The 22,479-nt window shown below is 68.8% G+C and carries 18 protein-coding genes; 13 read left to right on the forward strand and 5 right to left on the reverse strand.

What is annotated here, in order from left to right:
* Positions 1-70: 70 nt before the first annotated feature.
* From CKO28_RS18660 to CKO28_RS18680, 5 genes are all read right to left on the reverse strand, one after another.
* Entirely contained in the window at positions 71-1,072 is a 1,002-nt protein-coding gene (locus CKO28_RS18660) for a glycosyltransferase family 2 protein (protein ID WP_200342325.1), read from the reverse strand.
* 20 nt (positions 1,073-1,092) lie between these two features.
* Positions 1,093-3,366 carry a CHASE2 domain-containing protein gene (locus CKO28_RS18665; RefSeq protein ID WP_200342326.1) on the reverse strand — a complete coding sequence of 758 codons (2,274 nt, stop codon included), beginning with the start codon at positions 3,364-3,366 and terminating at the stop codon, positions 1,093-1,095.
* Between the two features lie 559 nt (positions 3,367-3,925).
* On the reverse strand, positions 3,926-5,368 hold the full coding sequence (locus CKO28_RS18670) for a mannose-1-phosphate guanylyltransferase/mannose-6-phosphate isomerase (protein WP_200342327.1): 1,443 nt from the start codon (positions 5,366-5,368) through the stop codon (positions 3,926-3,928).
* A gap of 208 nt (positions 5,369-5,576) precedes the next feature.
* Positions 5,577-5,903 (reverse strand): carboxymuconolactone decarboxylase family protein, encoded by a 327-nt coding sequence (locus CKO28_RS18675; protein ID WP_200342328.1) that lies wholly within the window; start codon positions 5,901-5,903, stop codon positions 5,577-5,579.
* A gap of 56 nt (positions 5,904-5,959) precedes the next feature.
* The gene (locus CKO28_RS18680) at positions 5,960-6,676 is read right to left on the reverse strand and encodes a helix-turn-helix domain-containing protein (RefSeq protein WP_200342329.1); all 717 of its coding nucleotides are present in this window, start codon (positions 6,674-6,676) and stop codon (positions 5,960-5,962) included.
* A gap of 293 nt (positions 6,677-6,969) precedes the next feature.
* Here CKO28_RS18680 and CKO28_RS18685 point away from each other — a divergent pair, with 293 nt between their 5' ends.
* From CKO28_RS18685 to gmd, 13 genes are all read left to right on the forward strand, one after another.
* The gene (locus CKO28_RS18685) at positions 6,970-8,358 is read left to right on the forward strand and encodes an MFS transporter (RefSeq protein ID WP_200342330.1); all 1,389 of its coding nucleotides are present in this window, start codon (positions 6,970-6,972) and stop codon (positions 8,356-8,358) included.
* Between the two features lie 96 nt (positions 8,359-8,454).
* Positions 8,455-9,855: a NarK family nitrate/nitrite MFS transporter gene (locus tag CKO28_RS18690; protein ID WP_200342331.1), complete on the forward strand. Its 1,401-nt coding sequence runs from the start codon at positions 8,455-8,457 to the stop codon at positions 9,853-9,855.
* Between the two features lie 147 nt (positions 9,856-10,002).
* Positions 10,003-10,398, forward strand: coding sequence for a hypothetical protein (locus tag CKO28_RS18695; RefSeq protein ID WP_200342332.1), 396 nt, complete (start codon positions 10,003-10,005; stop codon positions 10,396-10,398).
* Positions 10,340-11,155: a hypothetical protein gene (locus CKO28_RS18700; RefSeq protein ID WP_200342333.1), complete on the forward strand. Its 816-nt coding sequence runs from the start codon at positions 10,340-10,342 to the stop codon at positions 11,153-11,155. The genes CKO28_RS18695 and CKO28_RS18700 overlap by 59 nt, the downstream gene beginning before the upstream one ends.
* A gap of 267 nt (positions 11,156-11,422) precedes the next feature.
* Entirely contained in the window at positions 11,423-15,193 is a 3,771-nt protein-coding gene (locus tag CKO28_RS18705; RefSeq protein ID WP_200342334.1) for a nitrate reductase subunit alpha, read from the forward strand.
* A 28-nt stretch (positions 15,194-15,221) separates the two neighbouring features.
* A complete protein-coding gene (narH, locus tag CKO28_RS18710; RefSeq protein ID WP_200342335.1) occupies positions 15,222-16,748 on the forward strand; it encodes a nitrate reductase subunit beta in 1,527 nt (508 codons plus the stop codon).
* Positions 16,748-17,518 carry a nitrate reductase molybdenum cofactor assembly chaperone gene (gene narJ, locus CKO28_RS18715; protein WP_200342336.1) on the forward strand — a complete coding sequence of 257 codons (771 nt, stop codon included), beginning with the start codon at positions 16,748-16,750 and terminating at the stop codon, positions 17,516-17,518. The genes narH and narJ overlap by 1 nt, the downstream gene beginning before the upstream one ends.
* A gap of 25 nt (positions 17,519-17,543) precedes the next feature.
* Positions 17,544-18,251 (forward strand): respiratory nitrate reductase subunit gamma, encoded by a 708-nt coding sequence (gene narI / locus CKO28_RS18720; protein WP_200342337.1) that lies wholly within the window; start codon positions 17,544-17,546, stop codon positions 18,249-18,251.
* Positions 18,252-18,322: 71 nt separating this feature from the next.
* Positions 18,323-19,117, forward strand: coding sequence for a peptidylprolyl isomerase (locus CKO28_RS18725; protein ID WP_200342338.1), 795 nt, complete (start codon positions 18,323-18,325; stop codon positions 19,115-19,117).
* Positions 19,118-19,128: 11 nt separating this feature from the next.
* Positions 19,129-19,431, forward strand: a complete 303-nt coding sequence (locus tag CKO28_RS18730; RefSeq protein WP_200342339.1) for a hypothetical protein — start codon at positions 19,129-19,131, stop codon at positions 19,429-19,431.
* Positions 19,412-19,987, forward strand: a complete 576-nt coding sequence (locus tag CKO28_RS18735; RefSeq protein WP_200342340.1) for a hypothetical protein — start codon at positions 19,412-19,414, stop codon at positions 19,985-19,987. The genes CKO28_RS18730 and CKO28_RS18735 overlap by 20 nt, the downstream gene beginning before the upstream one ends.
* Positions 19,988-20,089: 102 nt before the next feature.
* Positions 20,090-21,271, forward strand: a complete 1,182-nt coding sequence (locus tag CKO28_RS18740; protein WP_242480661.1) for an NnrS family protein — start codon at positions 20,090-20,092, stop codon at positions 21,269-21,271.
* 178 nt (positions 21,272-21,449) lie between these two features.
* Positions 21,450-22,479, forward strand: a 1,030-nt coding sequence (gene gmd / locus CKO28_RS18745) for a GDP-mannose 4,6-dehydratase (protein WP_338050190.1), incomplete at its 3' end; no start/stop codon positions are given.

A 22,479-nucleotide genomic window follows, 5' to 3' on the forward strand; every position in this document is an offset into this window, starting at 1 on the left:
CCGCGCCTTGGGGAGAGGGGCCATATCTCCGCATCGGGTTCGGTGTTCGGACCCTAGCCGCTTGCCTGGCTCACCTCTCCCCCTGCCGCGGTTTCCGGCCTACCGCGGCTACTCGGCAACATAAAAGTCGCTCGGAGCGCCGTTCGAAGACGCTTTCGGTGATCTCCAGGGTCAGCGCTTCCGGCGCGAGATCGTGGGCCGCGAGGGCGGCGCGGACCTCGGCCGGGAAATCACCATTGAGGATGACGAGGCCTACTGAGCGGGTCGGCGTCTTGTTGACCTGAGAGCGTACGAACTTTCGTCCCGTCATTTGGAATAGGTAAAGGCTTTTGAGCCGCGTTCCGGAAAGACTATGTTTCCGCACCCCAGGATGCTTCAAATATTTATCAAGAGTGTGCAAAATAGAAAATATATTATAATCATGGTTATCGGTTAAGTTGCTGCCTCTAATATGGTATTCCATCAGATATTCCGGTATCCGGACAAATCCGTTTGGGTAGCGGAATGCGCAGCGGATTTGCAGATCCTGGTCCTCGTTATACCAAAGTGTTTCCTGGAATCCGCCAACCCGGCGAACGGCCGCTGTGACAGCGGCGGTTGCGCTTGTGACGGCACGGATCGACTTAAGGACATCGCCAGGACCAGCGGGGGCGGCGGGCGTGTCGACGGGAAAATCTATGCCGGCGTGCTCGTAGACCAGACGGTAGCTGCAATACGCGAAAACCTTGGTCGGATCGGCCTGCAGGGCCGCCGTCATGCGTTCGAGGAACTCCGGGTGCCAGGCGTCGTCACTGTCCAGGAACCCGACGAACGGCGTCTCCACCGCCGCCAGGCCGGTGTTGCCGGCGGCGCTCGGACCGCGGTTGTCGTCGTGCACGATCAACCGGATCCGGTCGCCGTACGCGCGGACTTTCTCCGGCGTCTCGTCGGTCGATGCGTCGTCGACGACGACGATCGGCTGGCCGTCCAGCGTTTGCGCCAGCGCCGACTGGATCGCGCGGTCGATCGTGGCCGCCCGGTTGTACGCCCGGATCACCGTGGTGATCACGGGCGCGTTCTCGATGTCGTCCATCCGGTTTCCCAATTCTCGGCTCATTTCGTCTGGGCGTCGAACACCGCGTCCCAGTCCGCCACGGGCGGGTCGGCGCGCAGGGCGGCGATTCGCGTGCGATACAGCGCGTAGATCGGCGCCAGCGTACATCCGGATGGCAGCCACCCGGGCGCGGCCTGCAGCGCGTCCTGGCAGCGCAGCGCGGCGGCGTCGGCGCGGTCCCAGTCCTGCGCCCGGTAGGCCTCGAGCATCGCCGCGTGGTCGGCGCCGAAGGCATCGAAACCGGTGTTCCGGAGAGCCTCCCGTTCGGCGACCAGCGTGAAGATGCGCGCGGGTTCCCGGCGGCCTTTTACCCGGACCAGATCGATCTCCAGGGCGGCGATTTCGTCGCCGCAGCTCGCTAGTGTCTCGCCACTTACGACGTTGTCGACCCCGTAGGTCTTGCACTGGCCTTCAAACCGCGAGGCGAGGTTCACGTTATCGCCCAGCGCCGAATAGTCGAAGCGCTGCTCCGAGCCCATATTGCCCACGCAGGCGACACCGGTGTGTAGCCCGATGCCGACAGCGATGCCCGGAAACTCGCGGCCGCTCGCCGCGTATTCGGCCTCCCAGGTCCGGTTCAGATCGACGAGGCGTCGCCGCATCCCGAGCGCAGTTCGGGCCGCTTCGAGGGGGTGGCCGTCGACATGGACCGGCGCGTTCCAGAACGCCATGATGGCATCGCCCATGTACTTGTCGACGAAGCCGTAGCGGGCCAGCACCTCGTCTGTCATCGGCGTCAGGAAGGCGTTCATGAAGTTGGTCAGTTGATCCGGCGTCATCGTCTCCGCGACCCCGGTGAACCCCCGGATGTCGCTGAACAGCAGCGTCAGTTCCCGATTTTCGCCGCCCAGCTTGAGCTCGTTCGGCCGCGCCGCGAGCCGCTCGACCAGGGCGGGCGAGAGATAGCGGGCGAACGCCGAGCGCACGAAGCGTTTCTGCCGCTCGGTCTGGAAGAACAGCACGCTGCTCATCGGCAGGTAGACGGCGAACCCGGCGAGCGCCGGAAACACGGGATCCAGCAGCAGCCGCGCTTCGGTGAAAGCGAACCAGGATCCCGCCATGCCGCCGCCGACCGCCACGGCTCCCAGCACGGCGCACCAGACAGCCCCAAGGCCGGGCAGGAGCAGGATCAGCGCGCCGCCGACGACGAGCAGCGCGAGCGTCTCCGCGCCATTCGCCCAGTCTGGGCGACGCAGATGCGCGCCCAGGATCATCTGCTCCAACGCCTGCGCCTGCACGGTCACACCGGCTGCGGCCGGATCCAGTGGGGTCGCGCGGATGTCGCCCAGGCCGGGGGCGGAGGTCCCGATCAGAACGATCTGCCCTTGGACCTGCTGACGCAGCGTGTTGTCGAGCGGGCCGCCCAGGACCCGTGCCGCGGAGATGCTGCGCGCGGCAACCGGGCCGGTGTCGTACAGGACCAAACGGCCTTTCGCGGTGGTTGGCACCTCGATCCGGCCGATTTTCATGGCGGTGACGCCGAGGTCGCCGCCGAAGTAACGCTCGCCGCTGCCCGTGCTGGTCTTGATGATGTGTGTGCGGGCCCCCTGCGCCACACGCAGCGCTTCGGCCGCCAGGCTGGGGTAGACCTTGCCGTCGATCGTCTGCGCGAGCGGGACATGGCGCACCACGTTGTCCAGATCGGACACCAGCCCGAAGCTGCCGTTGCCGGTCGCCGCGTCGGCGATCGACGGCAGGTTGGTGGTGGCCCCGCTGAACCGTGGCAGCAGCTGGGCGGGATTGTCGCCGGAGTAGGCGAACCCGGCCGGCCGGGGCGGCTTTCGCGAACTCAGAGTGGTTCCGGTCATTTGTTCGGCGGTGCGCGGCACGAACCCGGTCACCGTCGGGGCGGACGCGATCGCCCGGGCCAACACGCTGTCCGGGTCCGGCAGGCCCTGCAAGGCTTCCCGGATCGGCTGGGTCAGGCCGTGGCCCTTCCAGGCGGTCAGCAAATTCTCCGGCGCCGTCCGGTCCGGTTCGGCGAACACCATGTCGAACACGATCGCCGCGGCGCCGAGTTTGTCGAGGCGCTCGATCAGGCTGGCGACGATCGTCCGCGGCCACGGCCACTGGCCGTACGTCTTCAGCGCGGTTTCGTCGATATCGACGACGCGTACGCCGGCCGGCTGGTAGGTGCGCGGTTCGATCCGTTGGTAGCCGTCGAAGACCCAGTTGCGGACCTGCGTGACCGGCACAGGATCGGCGACCCTTAAGGCGATGACGATGCACAGCGCCGCCACGCCGATGAGTGTTGGAAGCCAGCGATGCCGCATGTCCGGACGTCGTCTCCCCGCCGCGAATTCGCCGCCCCGGATTGCTCTCTCCGCATCCCCGGTCGCAGTCTGTTCGCACGGGGGCGGGCGATGAGCGGCCGTGCACGCCTCCAGGCACGCGGGCTGAAGGGTGCGGCAACCTAGCACGCCGATATGCCGGGCGGGAAATGCTGTCGTACCGGCCTAGCGGGCCAACTTCGCTTCGAAGCGCGCCTACTGCGAAGCGCGCCCGGCCATCGTCCGGCGATCGGCGGTCCCGTCACGCGCATCCGCTCGGGAAGCCCGCTCGGGTGTCACAAGCCGGTCGTTCGGCTCGTTCGGGTATAGGCCGAGCAAGGCATCGTCACGCGCATCGAGTATCGGTCCCAGGGCACTCGGCCCGGGAGCGCGCCGCCCTGGTTTGGGCGCGTTCGACCGTTGTCGTGCCGAGACAGGTCAGGTGCGGTGCAGACGCGCTATCGAGATCAAAGCCGCCGGCGACAGGTCGCCGAACGGCGACGGTGCGCTGTCCGCGCGGTGTCTTGCACACACGGCCTTGGCCGTCGGATCCGAAGAACGATCACGACCGACCGTAGACGTCCTCGTAGCGTTGGATGTCGTCTTCCCCGAGGTAGTCGCCGGACTGCACCTCGATCACGTGCAGCGGCTCTCTGCCCGGGTTGGCGAGGCGGTGGACGGCGCCCAGCGGAATGTAGGTCGACTGGTCGGGGTAGAGGTGGAACACCTTGTCGTCGCAGGTGACCTCGGCGACGCCTTCGACCACCACCCAGTGCTCCGCGCGGTGCTTGTGGCTCTGCAGCGACAGCCGGCTGCCGGGGGAGACGGTCAGGCGCTTGACCTGGAAGCGGGTGCCGAGGTCGATGCCCTGATAGCTGCCCCACGGGCGGTAGACCTGGCTATGCAGGTCGGCCTCGGGCCGGTCGTCGGCGCGCAGGCGCTTGGCGAACGCGCCGACGTCCTGCGCCCGGTCGCGCGGCACCACCAGGACGGCGTCGTCCTGCACCACCACCACGAGGTCCTCGACGCCGATCGCCGCCAGCAGGTGGTCCTCGCTGCGCAGCAGGCAGTTGCGCGCGTCCTGCGCGACCACGTCGCCGCTGAGCGCGTTGCCGTGCGCGTCCTTGGCCGCGATCTCCCACAGGCTCGCCCAGGAGCCGACGTCGCTCCAGCCGATCTCTGCCGGCACCACCGCGGCGCGGTCGGTGGGCTCCATCACCGCGTTGTCGATCGAGATCGACGGCGCGGCCGCGAACGCCGCGGCGTCCAGGCGCAGGAAATCGAGGTCCGCGCGCGCCAGGTCGACCGCGCGGCGGGCGGCGGCCAGCAGCTCCGGCTGCAGGCGCTCCAGCTCGGCCAGCAGGGTGCGCACGGGCAGCAGGAACATCCCGGAGTTCCAGGCGTAGCCGCCGTCGGCGAGGTAGCGTTCCGCCGTCGCCTGGTCCGGCTTCTCGACGAACTGCGCGACCTGGTGGCAGCCGCTCAGCCCGTCCAGCGGCGCGCCCTGGCGGATGTAGCCGTAGCCGGTTTCCGCCCGGGTCGGGGTCATGCCGAAGGTGACCAGCCAGCCGGCGGCGGCGGCTTCCGCGGCCCGGTCGACCGCGCCCAGGAACGCCTCGCCATCCGCGATCGCGTGGTCGCTCGGCAGCAGCAGCATCAGCGCGTCGGGGTCCCGCGCGGCCAGCTGCACGGCCGCGGCGGCGGCGGCGGGCGCGGTGTTGCGCCCGACCGGCTCCAGCACGATGCGTGCGGCGGCGGAACCGGAGTCCTGGCCGGCGGCCCGCAGCTCCTCGGCGGCCAGGAAGCGGTGCTCCTCGTTGCAGATCACCGTCGGCGCGGCGAAGCGTGTCGGGTCGCCGACCCGGAGCGCGGTGTCGGCCAGCATGCTGTTGTCGCCGATCAGCGGCAGCAGCTGCTTGGGGTAGAGCTGGCGCGAGACCGGCCAAAGCCGGGTGCCCGAGCCGCCGGAGAGGATGACGGGATGGATTTTGGCGCGGGTCGACATGCGGGGCGTATGGTCCGGTGGTGGAACGGCGCATCGGGACGCGGGCGGCCGCCCGCGCTCGGCCAACGGCAGATATCGCGCGCGGCGGGCCAGGCGATCAACAACAGCACCAACTTTTTACCGCCGCAAGCGGGAACGCGGCGGGTCTATCCGGGCTGCCCCGTTCGGAACGCAGGGTAGGGGCGCCGGGCCTTAGCTCCCACGCCGGCTATGCGCCCTGCTCGCGCAGCACGTCCTCGATCCAGGTGCGCCCGGCGACGGCCTGCGGGAAGCCGGCGGTCGGGGCGAGCAGGAGGCTGACGTGGCGGATTTCCGCGGCGCTCACGCCGGCGTCCAGCGCGCGGCGGACGTGGGAATGGGTGGCGCCTTCCGAACGCTGGGCGATCGCGGCGGCGATCTTGACGAGGTGGATGGTGCGCGGGTCGAGCGGGCCGGCGTCGGCGACCGCCTTGCCGAGCTGTTCGTAGGCCTGCCAGACCTCCGGACTGTGCTTTGCGATCTGCTGGGCGGCGTTGGGGAGCTTGTCGTCGGTCATGAAAGCTGGGTCCTTCTTTCTGGCGGTGGGGCGGACCGGCGTGGCTTGGGCCAACGTCAGGGCCGCTCGGGGTCCGGGTCGACGTCGTCGATCAGCCGGGACGTGCGGGCCAGCGCCCGCAGCTTCTCGACATCGCGGAAGTGGACCTCGTTGCCGCGTACGGCCGCGCCGTGCTCGCGCACCGTCTGCAGGCTGCGCGACAGGTTCTCCCGGGTCATGCCGAGGTAGGTCGCGATCGTCTTCCTGTCGGCCGGCAGGCAAACGACGTCGGCGTTCTGGTTGTTGTGCCGCAATTCCAGGAAGTAGGCGGCGATCCGCTCCGTGCCGTCGCGCAGCTTGTGCGACTTCAGCGCCTTCAGCACGCGGCGGAACTCCTCGGCCAGCGCGCGCAGCATGGCGTCGTTGAACGCGCTGTCTTCGCGCAGCAGCCGATGGGCGACCGGGGCGGGGATCATCAGCACGCGCGCCGGCGAGACGGTGCGCGCGGACATCAGGTAGGGCAGGTCCTGCACGATCGCCGCCAGGATGAAGGCGCGCACCGGATGCATGATGATCAGTGTGCTCTCCCGGTCCTTGAAGCTGCCGTAGAGCTCGACCACCCCGTCGAGCAGGATGTGCAGCATGTCCGCCCGGTCGCCCTCCTCGATCAGCTGGGTCGAGGCCGGGAAGCGCTGCAGGTAGCTCGCCTGCACCAGCGCCTGCAGGTTCTCCTCGGCCATCTCCGAGAAGGGCGCCAGGCCGCGCAAGGCGGCGATATCGTCGTCGCGAATCATGCTTTATCCCACCGCGGCACCGGTCGCCGCAGCGTCGTGCCGACTGTGATCCATGTCAATTGGTGTCGTGGGGTGTGTCAATCGGCATCGTGCTGCGTGTTACTTGCGGCCCGGGTGATAATCAAAAGTATCGCCAAGTAAAGTCAGATAGCAGGGCTGCTTGAGGTGAATCAAGTGACCGTCGCGCGCCCCGGCGCAGGGTCCGGCATCAACGACCCGGCGGGGCGCGACCCGTTTCGGGCGTGTGCGTGGGTCCGCAAGCGTGCGGACCCGTAGTCAGACGGGAGACGGCCATGAAAGACCTGAGCGGGGTGACACGCGGTCAGCAGTACCGCGCGCTCGGCCTCAGTACGCTGTCCTTCACCGTGTGTTTCGCGGTGTGGACGATTTTTTCGATCATCGGCGTGAAGATCAAACAGGACCTCGGGCTGAGCGAGACGCAGTTCGGCCTGTTGGTCGCGACACCGGTGCTGACCGGCTCGATCAGCCGGATCTTCCTGGGCGTGTGGACCGAGCAGTTCGGCGGGCGCCTGGTGTTCACGCTGCAGATGCTGACCACGGCGGTCGCCTGCTTTCTGCTGTCGATGGTCACCACCTACGAGATTTTTCTGCTGGCCGCGCTCGGCGTCGGGCTGGCCGGCGGTTCGTTCATCGTCGGCATCGCCTACACCTCGCAGTGGTTCGAGAAGGAGAAGCAGGGCACCGCGCTCGGCATCTTCGGCGCGGGCAACGCCGGCGCGGCCGTGACCAACTTCGCCGCGCCGTTCCTGGTGCTGGCGCTCGGCTGGGAGCAGACGGCGCAGGTTTACGCCGCGATCCTGGCCGGCATGGCGGTGCTGTTCTTCGTGTTCTCGAAGGAGGACCCGAGCACCGCCGCCCGGCGCCACAGCGGCGCGAAGCCGGCCTCGGTCCTGACCCAGCTGGAGCCGCTTCGCAACATCCAGGTCTGGCGCTTCGCCACCTACTACTTCTTCGTCTTCGGCGCGTTCGTGGCGCTCGCCTCCTACCTGCCGAACTTCTACACCGGCGCCTACGATGTCTCGCTCGCCACGGCGGGCACCCTGGCGGCGATGTATTCCCTGCCGGCCTCGGTGTTCCGGGCACTGGGCGGCTGGCTGTCCGACCGGTTCGGCGCCCGCTTCGTGATGTACCTCACCTTCATCGTCTCGCTGATCTGCCTGTTCGTCATGAGCTACCCGGCGACCGACTACGTGGTGCAGGGCAAGAACGGGCCGATCAGCTTCACGCTGGCGATCCCGCTGTGGCTGTTCGTCACGCTGGCGGTGGTGCTCGGCTTCGTGATGTCGCTCGGCAAGGCCGCGGTCTACAAGCACATCCCGGTGTACTACCCGGACCACGTCGGCTCGGTCGGCGGGCTCGTGGGCATGATCGGCGGCCTGGGCGGCTTCGTCCTGCCGATCGCCTTCGGTGTCCTGCTCGACCTGACCGGCGTGTGGCAGACCAGCTTTATGCTGATGTTCGTGATCGTGCTGATCAGCCTGATCTGGATGCACGTCGCGATCCGCCTGATGGAGCGGCGTAAGTACCCGCAGCTGGCCCGCGAGACGCAGTTGTCCGACCTGCCGGACCGCCCGGTCAAGGCGCGTCACGTCGCCTCCGGCGCGCGGGCCGCGGGCGGCAGCGTCCAGTCGGCGCGCGCCACCCGGCAACGGTCCAGCTAACCCGCGCTCGCCGACACCCGGCGGCGCCCCGGTTGGCGCCGCCGGCACCGGCCCGCGATCCACGCGCGTTTCCGCATCGCTCAAGGAACGAAACAGATGTCCAGCCAAGCCTCCGCCGCCAGCAAACTCAACGCCGGCAAGGTCCTGCACGACTGGCGGCCCGACGAAGAGACGTTCTGGGCGCAGCAGGGTTACCGGATCGCCCAGCGCAACCTGTGGATCTCGATCCCCTGCCTGCTGCTCGCCTTCGCGGTCTGGCTGGTCTGGTCGGTCGTGGTCGCCAAGCTGCCGCAGATCGGCTTCGACTACACCACCAACCAGCTGTTCTGGCTGGCCTCCCTGCCGGGCCTGTCGGGCGCCACGCTGCGGATCTTCTACTCCTTCATGGTGCCGATCTTCGGCGGCCGGCGCTGGACCGCCCTGTCCACCGCGTCGCTGCTGGTGCCGGCGCTGGGCATCGGTTTCGCGGTGCAGTCGCCGGGCACGCCCTACGAGGTGTTCCTGCTGCTGGCGTTCCTGTGCGGTCTGGGCGGCGGCAACTTTGCCTCCTCGATGGCGAACATCTCGTTCTTCTTCCCGCGCAAGGCCAAGGGCAACGCGCTCGCGCTCAACGCCGGGCTCGGCAACGCCGGGGTGTCGGTGATGCAGTTCCTCGTCCCGATCGTGATCACGATGGGCGTGTTCGGCAGCCTGGGCGGCGCGCCGCAGACCCTGTCCGAGGGCGGCCGGATCTGGCTGCAGAACGCGGGCTTCATCTGGGTCCCGTTCCTGGTCGTCGGCACGCTCGCCGCCTGGTTCGGAATGAACGACATCGCCAGCGCCCGCGCCTCGTTCCGCGAACAGTCGGTGATCTTCAGGCGCAAGCACAACTGGATCATGTGCGTGCTCTACACCGGCACGTTCGGCTCGTTCATCGGCTATTCGGCGGGCTTCCCGCTGCTCGCGACCAACCAGTTCCCGGACGCGGGCGCGCTGCAGTACGTCTTCCTCGGGCCGCTGGTGGGCGCGCTCAGCCGGGCGGCGACGGGCTGGATCTCCGACAAGTTCGGCGGCGGCCGGGTGACGCTCGCGACCTTCGCCACCATGATCCTGGCGGTCGCCGGCATCCTGTTCTTCCTCGGCATCCGGGAACAGCCGGGCGCGTTCTGGGGCTTCTTCGCCATGTTCATGGTGCTGTTCTTCGCCACCGGCGTGGGCAACGCCAGCACCTTCCAGATGATCCCGGTGATCTACCGCAAGGAGGTGCCCCGGCTGATGCCGCACCTGTCCGAGGCCGAACAGACCCGCCAGGCGGAGAAGGAGAGCGCCGCCACCATCGGGTTCACCAGCGCGATCGCGGCCTACGGCGCGTTCGTCATCCCGAAGTCCTACGGCTCCTCGATCGCGTTCACCGGCGGGGCGGAAGCCGCGCTCTACGTCTTCATCGCGTTCTATCTGCTGTGCGCCGGCCTGACCTGGTTCTACTACACCCGGCGCAACGCCGAGATCCGGTGCTGATGCCTGTACGCAAGACGCCCTGCGAGGGCCTGGTCCGGCGGCCGCCCCATGGCGATGCGGCGATGGGGCGGCCGTGCTTGCGCGTATCCGGGATACGCTCTATCTAGATAAGGCGAACACAGACGAAACCAGGCCCAGGTCCCCGTCATGCCGGTGCAGGATCGCATTCGGAAATACCGCACGCAGGGGCGCGGCGCCGACTATGTGCGCGTCGAGGTTTTGGTGCCGCCGTCAGACCGGGAACGCGTCCGGGCCTACGCACGCCAGCTGCGCGACCGCCGCCGCGCGGCCGAGGACGAACTGGAGGCGATGTGCCGCGATGCGATCGCACGCTACGGCGTGCGGGTGCTGGACAACATCGACCCGGACCGGCTGCCGACTGCGCAGCAACGGGCCCGGGTGGTCGGCCGGGCGTTGATGGATAAGGGCGGCCTCGGCGGATTCAAGCTCGGGCGCAAGCTCGTCAAACAAGCGGAGGCGTTGGATGGTGTTGAGTCCGCTCCAGACCAAGGTCATGCGGACATTGGCGCCGAACCGCTCTGAGACGAGCTACTTCGCCGGCGGCGTCGTCTTGAATCGGGATTGGCCGCGCCGCTCGGACGATATCGATGTCTTCCAGGACACCGACGAATCCGTGGCAGAAACGGCGGACCTCGACATCGATACGCTCCGTAACGCCGGTTTCCGGGTAACCGCCGACATAAAGATCTACGGCCTGGTGGAGGCAACCGTCAGCGACGACGGGCAGTCCACCCTGATCCAGTGGATGAGCGAGACGCGTTGGCGTTATTTCCCACTGGTGCGCGACCCGGCCTGGGGCGTCCGGCTGCACCAGGCGGACCTGGCGGTGAACAAGGTCCTTGCCGCGTCGACCCGTACCAAGGCGCGCGACTTCGTCGATCTGGTCCTCATCGCCCGGAACATGTGTCCGCTTGGTCCGCTGGTAATGGCGGCCGCCGGAAAGCCGCCCCATCTGTCGCCGCAGACGATCGTCGACGAGATCCGCCGGCGCGGACTCTCGGTCGCGGATGAGGAGTTCGCCAGTGTGGCGGGCATGCCTGATGCGTGGACCGCGGCGGACATCCGCGACGGCCTTGTTTCCGCCTTGGACCGCGCCGACCGCTACCTGAGCGTGGCCGATACGGATGTCATCGGTCGTCTGGCCGTCGACACCGACGCGGTGCCCGTCGAGGTCGGCGACGGCGAGCTCAGCGACAAGGTCGTCGTGCGGGCGCCGACCCGGGAGCCGGAGGAAATGCCGCTGCCCGGCGCGTCGCTGTTCGGCGGCGGGCCCCGTTAACGCCCGGCCGCGGGGTCGGCCGGAAGCGGCAGCCCGCGCAACTGGCGGGGCTTCATGTGTGACATACGTCACGTGCGCTTGCCGATTAAATCAAGGCGGTTCGTGGCATAAGTAAGTGCGCTTTCATGACTAGATCAAAACCGGCTCGGATCGGATTTTCTCTCCGGTTCGATTGATCTGAGTCAGGGGGTGCGGTTCGGTTAGCCGGCAGTTTCCAGGTCGAACACAGTGAGACACGGCCCGCGTTTCGGGCCTGGGAGACCTGCGATGAGCCACTTCCTCGACCGCCTGACCTTCTTCAAGAAAAACGTCGGCGAATTTTCCGACGGTCACGGCATCACCACGTCCGAGAGCCGCGACTGGGAGGAGGGCTACCGGTCGCGCTGGCAGCACGACAAGGTGGTGCGCTCGACCCACGGGGTGAACTGCACCGGCTCGTGCAGCTGGAAGATCCACGTCAAGGGCGGGATCGTCACCTGGGAGACCCAGCAGACCGACTATCCGCGCACCCGCCCGGACATGCCCAACCACGAGCCGCGCGGCTGCTCCCGCGGCGCCAGCTACTCCTGGTACATCTATTCCGGCAACCGCCTGAAGTACCCGATGGTGCGCAAGGCCCTGCTGCGGCAGTGGCGGGAGGCGCGCAAGACGCTCGCTCCGGTCGCCGCCTGGCAGTCGATCCAGGACGACGACGCCAAGCGCCAGAGCTACGTCGAGCGGCGCGGCCTGGGCGGGTTCGTGCGCGCCGGCTGGGACGAGGTGACGGAGATCGTCGCCGCCGCCAACGCGTACACGGTGAAGCGCCACGGCCCCGACCGGATCGCCGGCTTCTCGCCGATCCCGGCGATGTCGATGGTCTCCTACGCCGCCGGCACGCGCTACCTGTCGCTGCTCGGCGGGACCTGCATGTCGTTCTACGACTGGTACTGCGACCTGCCGCCCTCCTCGCCGCAGACCTGGGGCGAGCAGACCGACGTGCCGGAGAGCGCGGACTGGTACAACTCCAGCTTCCTGATGATCTGGGGCTCCAACGTGCCCCAGACCCGGACCCCGGACGCCCACTTCTACACCGAGGTCCGCTACAAGGGCGCCAAGAGCGTCGTGGTCTCGCCGGACTATTCCGAAGCGTCGAAGTTCGCCGACCTGTGGCTGTCGCCCAAGCAGGGCACGGACGCCGCGCTCGGCATGGCGATCGGCCACGTCATCCTGAAGGAGTTCCACGTCGACCGGCAGGCGGAATACTTCCGCGACTACGTCCGGCAGTACAGCGATTTCCCGATGCTGGTGCGCCTGGACGCGCGCGAAGACGGCCACGTCTCCGGCCGGCTGCTGCGCGCCAGCGACTTTCCGGGCGCGTTCGGGCAGAGCGCGCAGGCCGACTGGAAGACGGTCGCGATCGACGAGACCAGCGGCGAGTTGGTGGCGCCGCGCGGGTCGATCGGCTTTCGCTGGGGCGACCAGGGCAAGTGGAACCTGGAGGAGAAGGACGCCGACGGCAACGACGTGAGGCTGCGCCTGTCGCTGACCGACAGCCACGACGAGGCCGTGCCGGTCGCCTTCCCGTACTTCGGCAACCAGCATCACGACTACTTCACCGGCACCGACCACCCGGACAAGCTGATCCGCAACGTCCCGGCCAAGCGGGTCACCCTGGCCGACGGCAGCCAGGCGCTGGTCGCCACCGTGCACGACCTGTTCGTCGCCAACTACGGCGTCGACCAGGGCCTGGGCGGCGAACACGTCGCCAGCGACTACGACGCCGACGTGCCCTACACCCCGGCCTGGCAGGAGCGGATCACCGGGGTGCCGTGGGACCGCGTGATCTCGGTCGCGCGCGCGTTCGCCGGCAACGCCGAGAAGACCAACGGCAAGTCGATGGTGATCCTCGGGGCCGGTCTGAACCACTGGTACCACATGGACATGATCTACCGCTCGATCATCAACATGCTGGTGATGTGCGGATGCGTGGGGCAAAGCGGCGGCGGCTGGTCGCACTACGTCGGCCAGGAAAAGCTGCGCCCGCAGACCGGCTGGACCAACCTCGCCTTCGCGCTCGACTGGGCGCGGCCGCCGCGGCACATGAACTCGACCAGCTACTGGTATGCCCACACCGACCAGTGGCGTTACGAGCGGCTGTCGGTCTCCGACATCCTGTCCCCGACCGCGCCGGAGGGCGACTGGGTCTCGCAGAGCCTGATCGACTACAACGTCCGCGCCGAGCGGATGGGTTGGCTGCCCTCGGCCCCGCAGCTGAACCGCAACCCGCTCGACGTCGCCAAGGACGCCGAGGCGGCCGGCCGGGACCCTGTCGACTACACCGTGGAGCAGCTGAAGTCGGGCGATCTCGCGTTCGCCTGCGAGGACCCGGACGCGCCCGAGAACTGGCCGCGCAACCTGTTCGTCTGGCGCTCCAACCTGCTGGGCTCGTCCGGCAAGGGCCACGAGTACTTCCTGAAGCACCTCTTGGGCACCAAGCACGGCGTCCAGGGCAAGGACCTGGGCGAAGAGGGCGGCCAGAAGCCGGCCGAGGTCGCCTGGCACGACAAGGCGCCGGAGGGCAAGCTGGACCTCCTGGTCACGCTCGACTTCCGGATGTCGACCACGGCGCTCTACTCCGACGTCGTGCTGCCGACGGCCACCTGGTACGAGAAGAACGACCTCAACACCTCCGACATGCACCCGTTCATCCACCCGCTGTCGACGGCCGTCGATCCCGTCTGGGAGTCGCGCACCGACTGGGGCATCTACAAGTCGATCGCCAAGAAGTTCTCCGAGATCGCGCCCGAGGTGCTGGGCAAGGAGAAGGACGTCGTCCTGACCCCGATGCAGCACGACAGCCCGGGCGAGCTCGCCCAGCCGTTCGGTGTCTCGGAGTGGAAGAAGGGCGAGGTCGAGGCCGCGCCGGGCAAGACCATGCCCATGATCAAGGTGATCGAGCGCGACTACCCCAACGTCTACAAGCGCTTCACGGCGCTGGGCCCGCTGATGGAAAGCGCCGGCAACGCCGGCAAGGGCATCGCCTGGAACACCGAGCACGAGGTCGACTTCCTGCGCCAGCTGAACGGCACGGTGCGCGACGACGGCCCGACCCAGGGCATGCCGAAGATCGACAGCGACATCGACGCCTGCGAGGTGATCCTGGGCCTCGCGCCCGAGACCAACGGCAAGGTCGCGGTCAAGGCGTGGGACTCGCTCGGCAAGCAGACCGGGCGCGAGCACACCCATCTCGCCAACTCGCGGGCAGAGGACAAGATCCGCTTCCGCGACATCCAGGCCCAGCCGCGCAAGATCGTCTCCTCGCCGATCTGGTCCGGGCTGGAGAGCGAGCACGTCAGCTACAACGCCGGCTACACCAACGTGCACGAGCTGATCCCCTGGCGCACCCTGACCGGCCGGCAGCAGCTTTACCAGGACCACCCTTGGATGCGGGCGTTCGGCGAACAGCTGTGCGTCTACAAGCCGCCGATCGATACCAAGACGCTGCACCCGTATCTGCAGGGCGCGGAGAGCCAGAACGGCAACCCGCACATCGCCCTCAACTTCATCACCCCGCACCAGAAGTGGGGCATCCACAGCACCTACACCGACAATCTCTTGATGCTGACCCTGTCGCGCGGCGGCCCGATCGTCTGGATCTCCGAGCGCGACGCCAAGAAGGCCGGGATCGAGGACAACGACTGGATCGAGGCGTTCAACGCCAACGGCGCGCTGACCGCCCGGGCCGTCGTTTCCCAACGGGTCAAGGACGGCATGGCGCTGATGTACCACGCCCAGGAGAAGATCGTGAACGTCCCCGGCTCGGAGATCACCGGCACCCGCGGGGGCATCCATAACTCGGTCACCCGGGCGGTGACCAAGCCGACCCACATGATCGGCGGCTACGCCCAGTTCAGCTACGGCTTCAACTACTACGGCACGGTGGGCGCCAACCGCGACGAGTTCATCGTCGTGCGCAAGATGGCCAAGGTCGACTGGCTCGAGGACCCCGAGAGCCCGACGCTGCACCAGTCCCAAGACCAGACCCAGGCCGCCGAGTGAGACCGCGCCAGCGGCAAGGAGAGCTCAAATGAAGATCCGCGCTCAGATCGGCATGGTGCTGAATCTCGACAAGTGCATCGGGTGTCACACCTGCTCGGTGACCTGCAAGAACGTTTGGACCAGCCGCGAGGGCATGGAGTACGCCTGGTTCAACAATGTTGAGACCAAGCCCGGTGTCGGCTACCCCAAGGACTGGGAGAACCAGGGCCGGTGGAACGGCGGCTGGCGGCGCAAGGCCAATGGCCAGATCGAGCCCAAGATGGGCGGCAAGTGGCGGATGCTCTCGAAGATCTTCGCCAACCCCGACCTGCCGGAGATCGACGACTACTACGAGCCGTTCACCTTCGATTACGAGCACCTGCACACCGCCCCGGACATGCAGCACCCGCCGACCGCGCGGCCGCGCTCGCTGATCTCCGGCGAGCGCATGAGCAAGGTCGAGTGGGGGCCGAACTGGGAGGAGATCCTGGGCGGCGAGTTCTCGAAACGCTCCAAGGACTACAACTTCGCCGAGGTCGAGAAGGAGATCTACGGCGAGTTCGAGAACACCTTCATGATGTACCTCCCCCGGCTGTGCGAGCACTGCCTGAACCCGACCTGCGTGGCGGCGTGCCCGTCAGGGGCGATCTACAAGCGCGCGGAGGACGGCGTCGTCCTGATCGACCAGGACAAGTGCCGCGGCTGGCGGATGTGCGTCTCCGGCTGCCCGTATAAGAAGATTTACTACAACTGGTCCACCGGCAAGTCGGAGAAGTGCACCTTCTGCTTCCCGCGGATCGAGGCCGGCCTGCCGACCGTGTGTTCGGAGACCTGCGTCGGGCGGATCCGCTATCTGGGCGTGATCCTGTACGACGCCGACAAGATCGAAGAGGCGGCGAGCGTCGCCGACGAGCAGGACCTCTACCAGGCCCAGCTGGAGGTGTTCTGCGATCCGTTCGACCCGGACGTGCAGGCGCAGGCGCGCAAGGACGGAATCTCCGAGAGCTGGCTGGAGGCGGCCAAGAACTCGCCGGTCTGGAAGATGGCGATGGACTGGAAGGTCGCCTTCCCGCTGCACCCGGAGTACCGGACGCTGCCGATGGTCTGGTACTGCCCGCCGCTCTCGCCGATCCAGTCGGCCGCGGAAAGCGGCAAGATCGACCTGGAAGGCGGCATGCCGGACGTCTCCCAGCTACGCATCCCGGTCAAATACCTCGCCAACCTGCTCACGGCCGGCGAGGAGGCGCCGGTGGTCAGCGCGCTCGAGCGGATGATGGCGATGCGCCAGTACATGCGCTCGAAGACGGTGGACGGCGTGATCGACGAGTCGGTCGCCGAGAAGGTCGGTCTGTCCGGGAACGAGATCGAGGAGATGTACCGGATCATGGCGATCGCGAACTACGAGGACCGCTTCGTCATCCCGACCACCCACCGGGAGCACGCGGAGGACGCCTACAACCTGCGCGGCTCCTGCGGCTTCTCGTTCGGCAACGGCTGCTCCGGCGGCGACAGCGAGCCCAACCTGTTCGGCCTGGCGAAAAAGGCCAAGGCGAAGAACCCGATGGAGGTCGAGTGATGTACACCTACAAGGCGCTGGCGTCGCTGCTGACCTATCCGTCGGCCGACCTGCAGCAAGCCGTGCAGGCGGGCGACCTGCAGGCCGCGATCCGCGAGGAGGGCCTGCTGGACGGCCGGATGCAGCGCAAGCTGGACCCGCTGCTGCGCGAGATCGCCGCTTGGGACCTGCTCGACCTGCAGGAGCGCTACGTCGAGCTGTTCGACCGCTCGCGCGCGCGCTCGCTCTACCTGTTCGAGCACGTCCACGGCGAGTCCCGCGACCGCGGCTCGGCGATGGTCGAGTTGAAGAGCATGTACGAGGACGTCGGCCTGGAGCTGGACAGCGCGGAGCTGCCGGACTTCCTGCCGCTCTACCTGGAGTACCTGTCGGTGCTTGAGCCGACGGAAGCGCGCCAGCGCCTGGCCCAGCCGATCCACGTCGTGTCCGCGGTGGGCGAGCGTTTGCGCCGGCGCGGCGAGAGCTACGCCGGGGTGTTCACCGTGCTGGAGGCGATGTGTCCGGAGCAGCTCGACAAGGACGAGCTGGAGCAGCTGCTGGCGCACGGCGACGACGACCCCAACGACCCCGCGCAGTTGGACAAGGACTGGGAAGAGAGCCCGGTCACCTTCGGCCCCGACGCGCCCGGGACCGGCGGCAACTCCTGCGGCCGGATCAAGCAGATCGCCGAACGGATCGCCGCCGGCCAGGCCCGCCAAGCCGCCGGCCAGGCGCACGCGCAGGCCGGGCAGGGCGGCGACGGCAGCCGCCAGACCGGCACCAACGGCTAACCCCCGGCGGTAAGGACCTCGAGCCATGGGCGACTATCTCAACACGCTTGTCTTCGGGTACTACCCGTATATCTGCCTGGCGGTGTTCTTCCTGGGCAGCCTGATCCGGTTCGACCGGGAGCAGTTCACCTGGCGCAGCGGCTCCAGCCAGCTGCTGCGGCGCAAGCAGCTGCGCCTGGGCTCCAACCTGTTCCACCTCGGCGTCTTGGTGATCTTCTTCGGTCACCTGGTCGGTCTGCTGACCCCGATCGCGGTGTTCGACGCGATCGGCATCGGCCACGGCTTCAAGCAGGTCATGGCGATCGTGATCGGCGGGATCGCCGGGGTGGCCGCCCTGGTCGGGGCCACCCTGCTGCTGCACCGCCGCCTGGGCGACCCGCGGATCCGCGCCAACAGCTCGGTGAACGACAACGCGGTGCTGATCCTGCTGTACGTCCAGCTGGTCCTGGGCATGGCGACCATCCCGATCTCGCTCGGCCATCTGGACGGGCACATGATGCTGAACTTCATGGCCTGGGCGCAGGGCATCTGGACCTTTCAGCCGAACGCGGCGGCGCACGTCGCCGGGGCGCACTGGATCTTCAAGCTGCACCTGTTCTTAGGGCTCACGACCTTCCTGGTGTTCCCATTCACCCGTCTGGTGCACGTCTGGTCGGCACCGGTCTGGTACCTCGGCCGGCGCGGCTACCAGATCGTGCGCACCCGCAACGGCAACGGCCGCAAGCCCGTCTAGGCCGGGCCGCGTGCCGGCGGGGCCGCGCGGCGGCGCCGCCCGTCACCGGCCCGTGGAAGGAGACCGCCGAGATGACCGCGATCCGAGTCAACGACGCCGAGATCCCCGAACAGGCGATCGCGCAGGAAACCCAGAACCACGCCGGCCAGTCGATGTTCCAGGCGCGCGAGGCGGCGGCCCAGGCGCTGGTGATCCGCGAGCTGCTGCTGCAGGAAGCGCGCAACCTCGGCTACGCGCCCGATCCGCAAGTGCTGGGCGAGGGCAAGCGCGAGACCGACGAGGACAGCCTGATCCGCCAGCTGCTGGCCGACCAGGTCGAAACGCCGACGGCCGACGAGGCCGCCTGCCGGCGCTACTACGAGAACAACAAGAAGCGCTTCCAGAGCCCGAGCGTCTACGAAGCCGCGCACATCCTGTTCCCCGCCCCGCCCGACGACGAAGCCGCGCGGGCCGCGGCGCGCGAGAAGGCGCAGGCGGCGATCGCGACCCTGCAGGAGCACCCGAACGCGTTCGCCGAGCTGGCCTACGAACGCTCCGCCTGCCCGTCAGCCAACGAGGGCGGCCGGCTGGGCCAGGTAACCCGCGGCCAGACCGCGCCTGAGCTGGAGAGCTTCATGGACCAGCTGGCGCCGGGCCAGCTCTGCCCGGTGCCGGTGGAGACCCGCTACGGCGTCCACGTGCTGCGCCTGGACGCCCGGGAGGATGGCCGGCAGCTGCCGTTCGAGGCGGTGCACGCGCGCATCGCCGACTACCTGCAGCAGCAGTCCTGGAACCGCGCGGTGGCGCAGTACATCTCGATCCTGGCCGGCAAGGCGCGGATCGAGGGGCTGCAGATGGCCGCCGCCAACTCGCCGCTGGTGCAATAGGGGAGGGCGCGATGAACCTGGGCACCGTGCTGCAGAACCTGCAACGCGAACCCGATCCGGTCACCCTGCTGGGCGAGGACATCGACCTCGTTACCCTGGCCCGCGCCAGCGCGGCCGCCGGGGCGCGCGGCGAGCGGCTGAGCCAGTACCTGCAGGAATCCGTCGCGGCCTTCCTCGACCACGCCAGCGAGGAGGAGTGGGCGCAGCTGATCGGCCGCCTGCGTGACGGCGACTGCGGGGCCGGCACCTGCCTCAACCTGATGCTCAAGCGCCGCCTGCGGCAGGAAGGCGGGCATGCCTGCGCTTGCGGGTAAGCCCGGCGCCGGCGGCGCCGGCCGGACCGGCGACGTGCTGCCGGCGCCGAGCGTCGCCCTAACCGACCGGCCGCTGATCTTCATCAAGGCGCAGATCGACAGCCTGCGCGCGCTGACCGAGGCGCTGGACGCGCTGACCGATGCGCGCGATCCCCGCCTGCCGTCGATCCGCGCCTACCTTTCCGCCCGCCTGCTGGCGATCCTGCAAGACCGGCGGGCCAACGTGCTGCCGCTGATGGTCCGCCGCGCCGCGCCGGAGGACGACGCCGACCGGCTGCAGGCCGCGCTGCACGCGACCTACGACGCCGTCCAGGCGAACGCGGAGGCGCTGGTCGCGCTGCTCCCCGAGCCGGGGACCGCGCGCAGCCTGCCGCGCTACCTGCTCGACCCCGCGCGCACCCTGGCGCTGCACCTGCGTCAGATGGTGTCGTTGGAGGCGTCCGTCCTGGTCCCGCTGCTGCGCGTGCGCCTGACCCAGGCCGACGCCGACCTGCTCGCCGCCGCCTTCCAGGCCCGCCGCGAAAACTGGCCCGACGGCACGCGCGCCGGGTCCTGACACCGCGCTTGCGGCGGGCGCGCCCGCGGGCTTGGGATGCTCGTAGCGGTACCGCGTCGTCGACAGCCGCGACCCGACCCGAGACACATAAGGACCCGCCCCATGATGCAGACCGGCACGACCGCAGCTCCCGCCCCGACGCTGCCTCTCCTCGACCTCGGGTTCCGGCCGTTTTTCCTGGGCGCCGGGCTGTGGGCGGCCTTCGCGGTGCTGCTGTGGGGCGCCGTGCTGGGCCACGGGCTGCAGATCCCGACCGCGTTCACGCCGGCGGCCTGGCACGCCCACGCCATGCTGTTCGGCTTCCTGGGCGCGGCGCTCGCGGGGTTCCTGACCACGGCGGTGCCGAACTGGACCGGCCGGCCGGCGCTGCGCGGCCTGCCGCTGGGCGGGCTGGCGCTGCTGTGGCTGGCCGGGCGGGCGGCGTGCCTGACGTCCGGCGCGATCGGGGCGGTCCCGGCGGCGGTGGTCGACGTCGGCTTCTTCGTCGTCCTCGCCGGGCTGGTGCTGCGCGAGGTCGTGGCGGCGCGGAACTGGCGCAACCTGTTCGTGGTCGCCGGGATCGCCGCGGTCGCCACGGCGAACCTGCTGGTCCACCTGGGCCCGATCGCGGGTCTCGACACCGGGCTGGGCAACCGGCTGGGCGTGGGCGGCTTCGCGCTGCTGATCGTGCTGATCGGCGGGCGGATCGTGCCCGCGTTCACCCGCAACTGGCTGAAGCAAGCCGGGGAGACGCGGCTGCCGGCGACGTGGGCGCGCTTCGACAGCGCGGTGGCGCTGGTGACCGTGGCCGCCGTCGCTGGCTGGGCCGGGGCGCCGGACTCCGCCCTCGCCGGCGTGCTGGCGCTCTTGGCCGGCGCGCTCAACGCCGTGCGGCTGAGCCGCTGGCGCGGCTGGCTGGCCCGGCGGGAGCCGCTGATCCTGGTCCTGCACCTCGGCTACGCCTGGCTGGCCGCCGGCTTCCTGCTGCTGGGCGTGCAGACGCTGCAGCCCGGCCTGATCGGCACCAGCGCGCTGCACGCGCTGACCGCGGGCGCGATGGGCACGATGGTGCTGGCGGTGATGACGCGCGCCAGCCGCGGTCACACCGGGCGGCCGCTGACGGCGGACGTGCCCACCCTGCTGCTGTTCGCCGCCCTGACCCTGGCGGTCGCCTGCCGGCTGGCGGCGCCGCTGCTGCCGGCGCTGTACCTGCCGCTGCTGAGCGCCGCCGCGCTCGCCTGGGCCGTGGCGTTCGGCGGATTCGCCGCGACCTACGCGCCGATGCTGCTGTCGCCCAGAAAGTAAGAGCGTCGCGTCAAAATATCCCGGGTGCTTGCGATCTGTTAACCATGTTGCTTTACAGCCGCACGGGCGCTTTGTAGGCGGCGCCCGAGGCGGTGTGCGGATCCCGATCCCGCCCGCCGCCGGCGCCCGTGACCGGCCCGCCGCGGGATCGACCGCGGGGGATCAACGAGGGAACCGTATCGCTGTGAAGACCGCACTGATCACCGGGGCGACCGGCCAGGACGGCGGCTACCTGGCCGAGCTGTTGTTGGCCAAGGGCTACGTCGTCCACGGCATCAAGCGCCGCGCGTCGTCGTTCAACACCGGCCGGGTGGAGCACCTCTACCAGGACCCGCACGAGCGCGACCTGCGCTTCATCCTGCACTACGGCGACCTGACGGACGCCACCAACCTGATCCGGATCGTCCAGGAAGTGCAGCCGGACGAGATCTACAACCTAGCCGCCCAGAGCCACGTCCAGGTGTCGTTCGAGACGCCGGAATACACCGCCAACTCCGACGCGCTGGGCACGCTGCGCCTGCTGGAGGCGATCCGGATCCTGGGCCTGGAGAAGACCCGCTTCTACCAGGCCTCGACCAGCGAGCTGTACGGCAACGCCGCGCCGCCGCAGAACGAGGACACCCCGTTCCAGCCGCGCAGCCCCTATGCCGCGGCCAAGCTGTACGCCTACTGGATCACGGTGAACTACCGCGAGGCCTATGGGATGCACGCCTCCAACGGCGTGCTGTTCAACCACGAGGGGCCGACCCGCGGGGAGACCTTCGTCACCCGCAAGATCACCCGCGCGGTGGCGGCGATCGAGGCGGGCTTCCAGGACAAGCTCTACCTCGGCAACCTGGACGCCAAGCGCGACTGGGGCCATGCCCGCGACTACGTCGAGGGGATGTGGCGGGTGCTGCAGCAGGACCAGCCGGGCGACTACGTGCTCGCCACCGGCACCGCGTACACGGTGCGCGCCTTCGTCGAGCGGGCGTTCGCCCACACCGGCATCGAGATCGCCTGGGAGGGCGCGGGCGCGGCCGAGGTCGGCATCGATCCCAAGACCGGGCGCACGGTGGTGGAGGTCGACCCGCGATATTTCCGCCCGACCGAGGTCAACCACCTGGAAGGCGACCCGAGCCGGGCGAAGGCGAAGCTCGGCTGGGAGCCCCGGCACAGCTTCGACGACCTGGTGCGCGACATGGTGGAGAGCGACCGCGACCACGTCC

The sequence above is a fragment of the Rhodovibrio sodomensis genome, assembly GCF_016583645.1.
GTDB lineage: Bacteria > Pseudomonadota > Alphaproteobacteria > Kiloniellales > Rhodovibrionaceae > Rhodovibrio > Rhodovibrio sodomensis.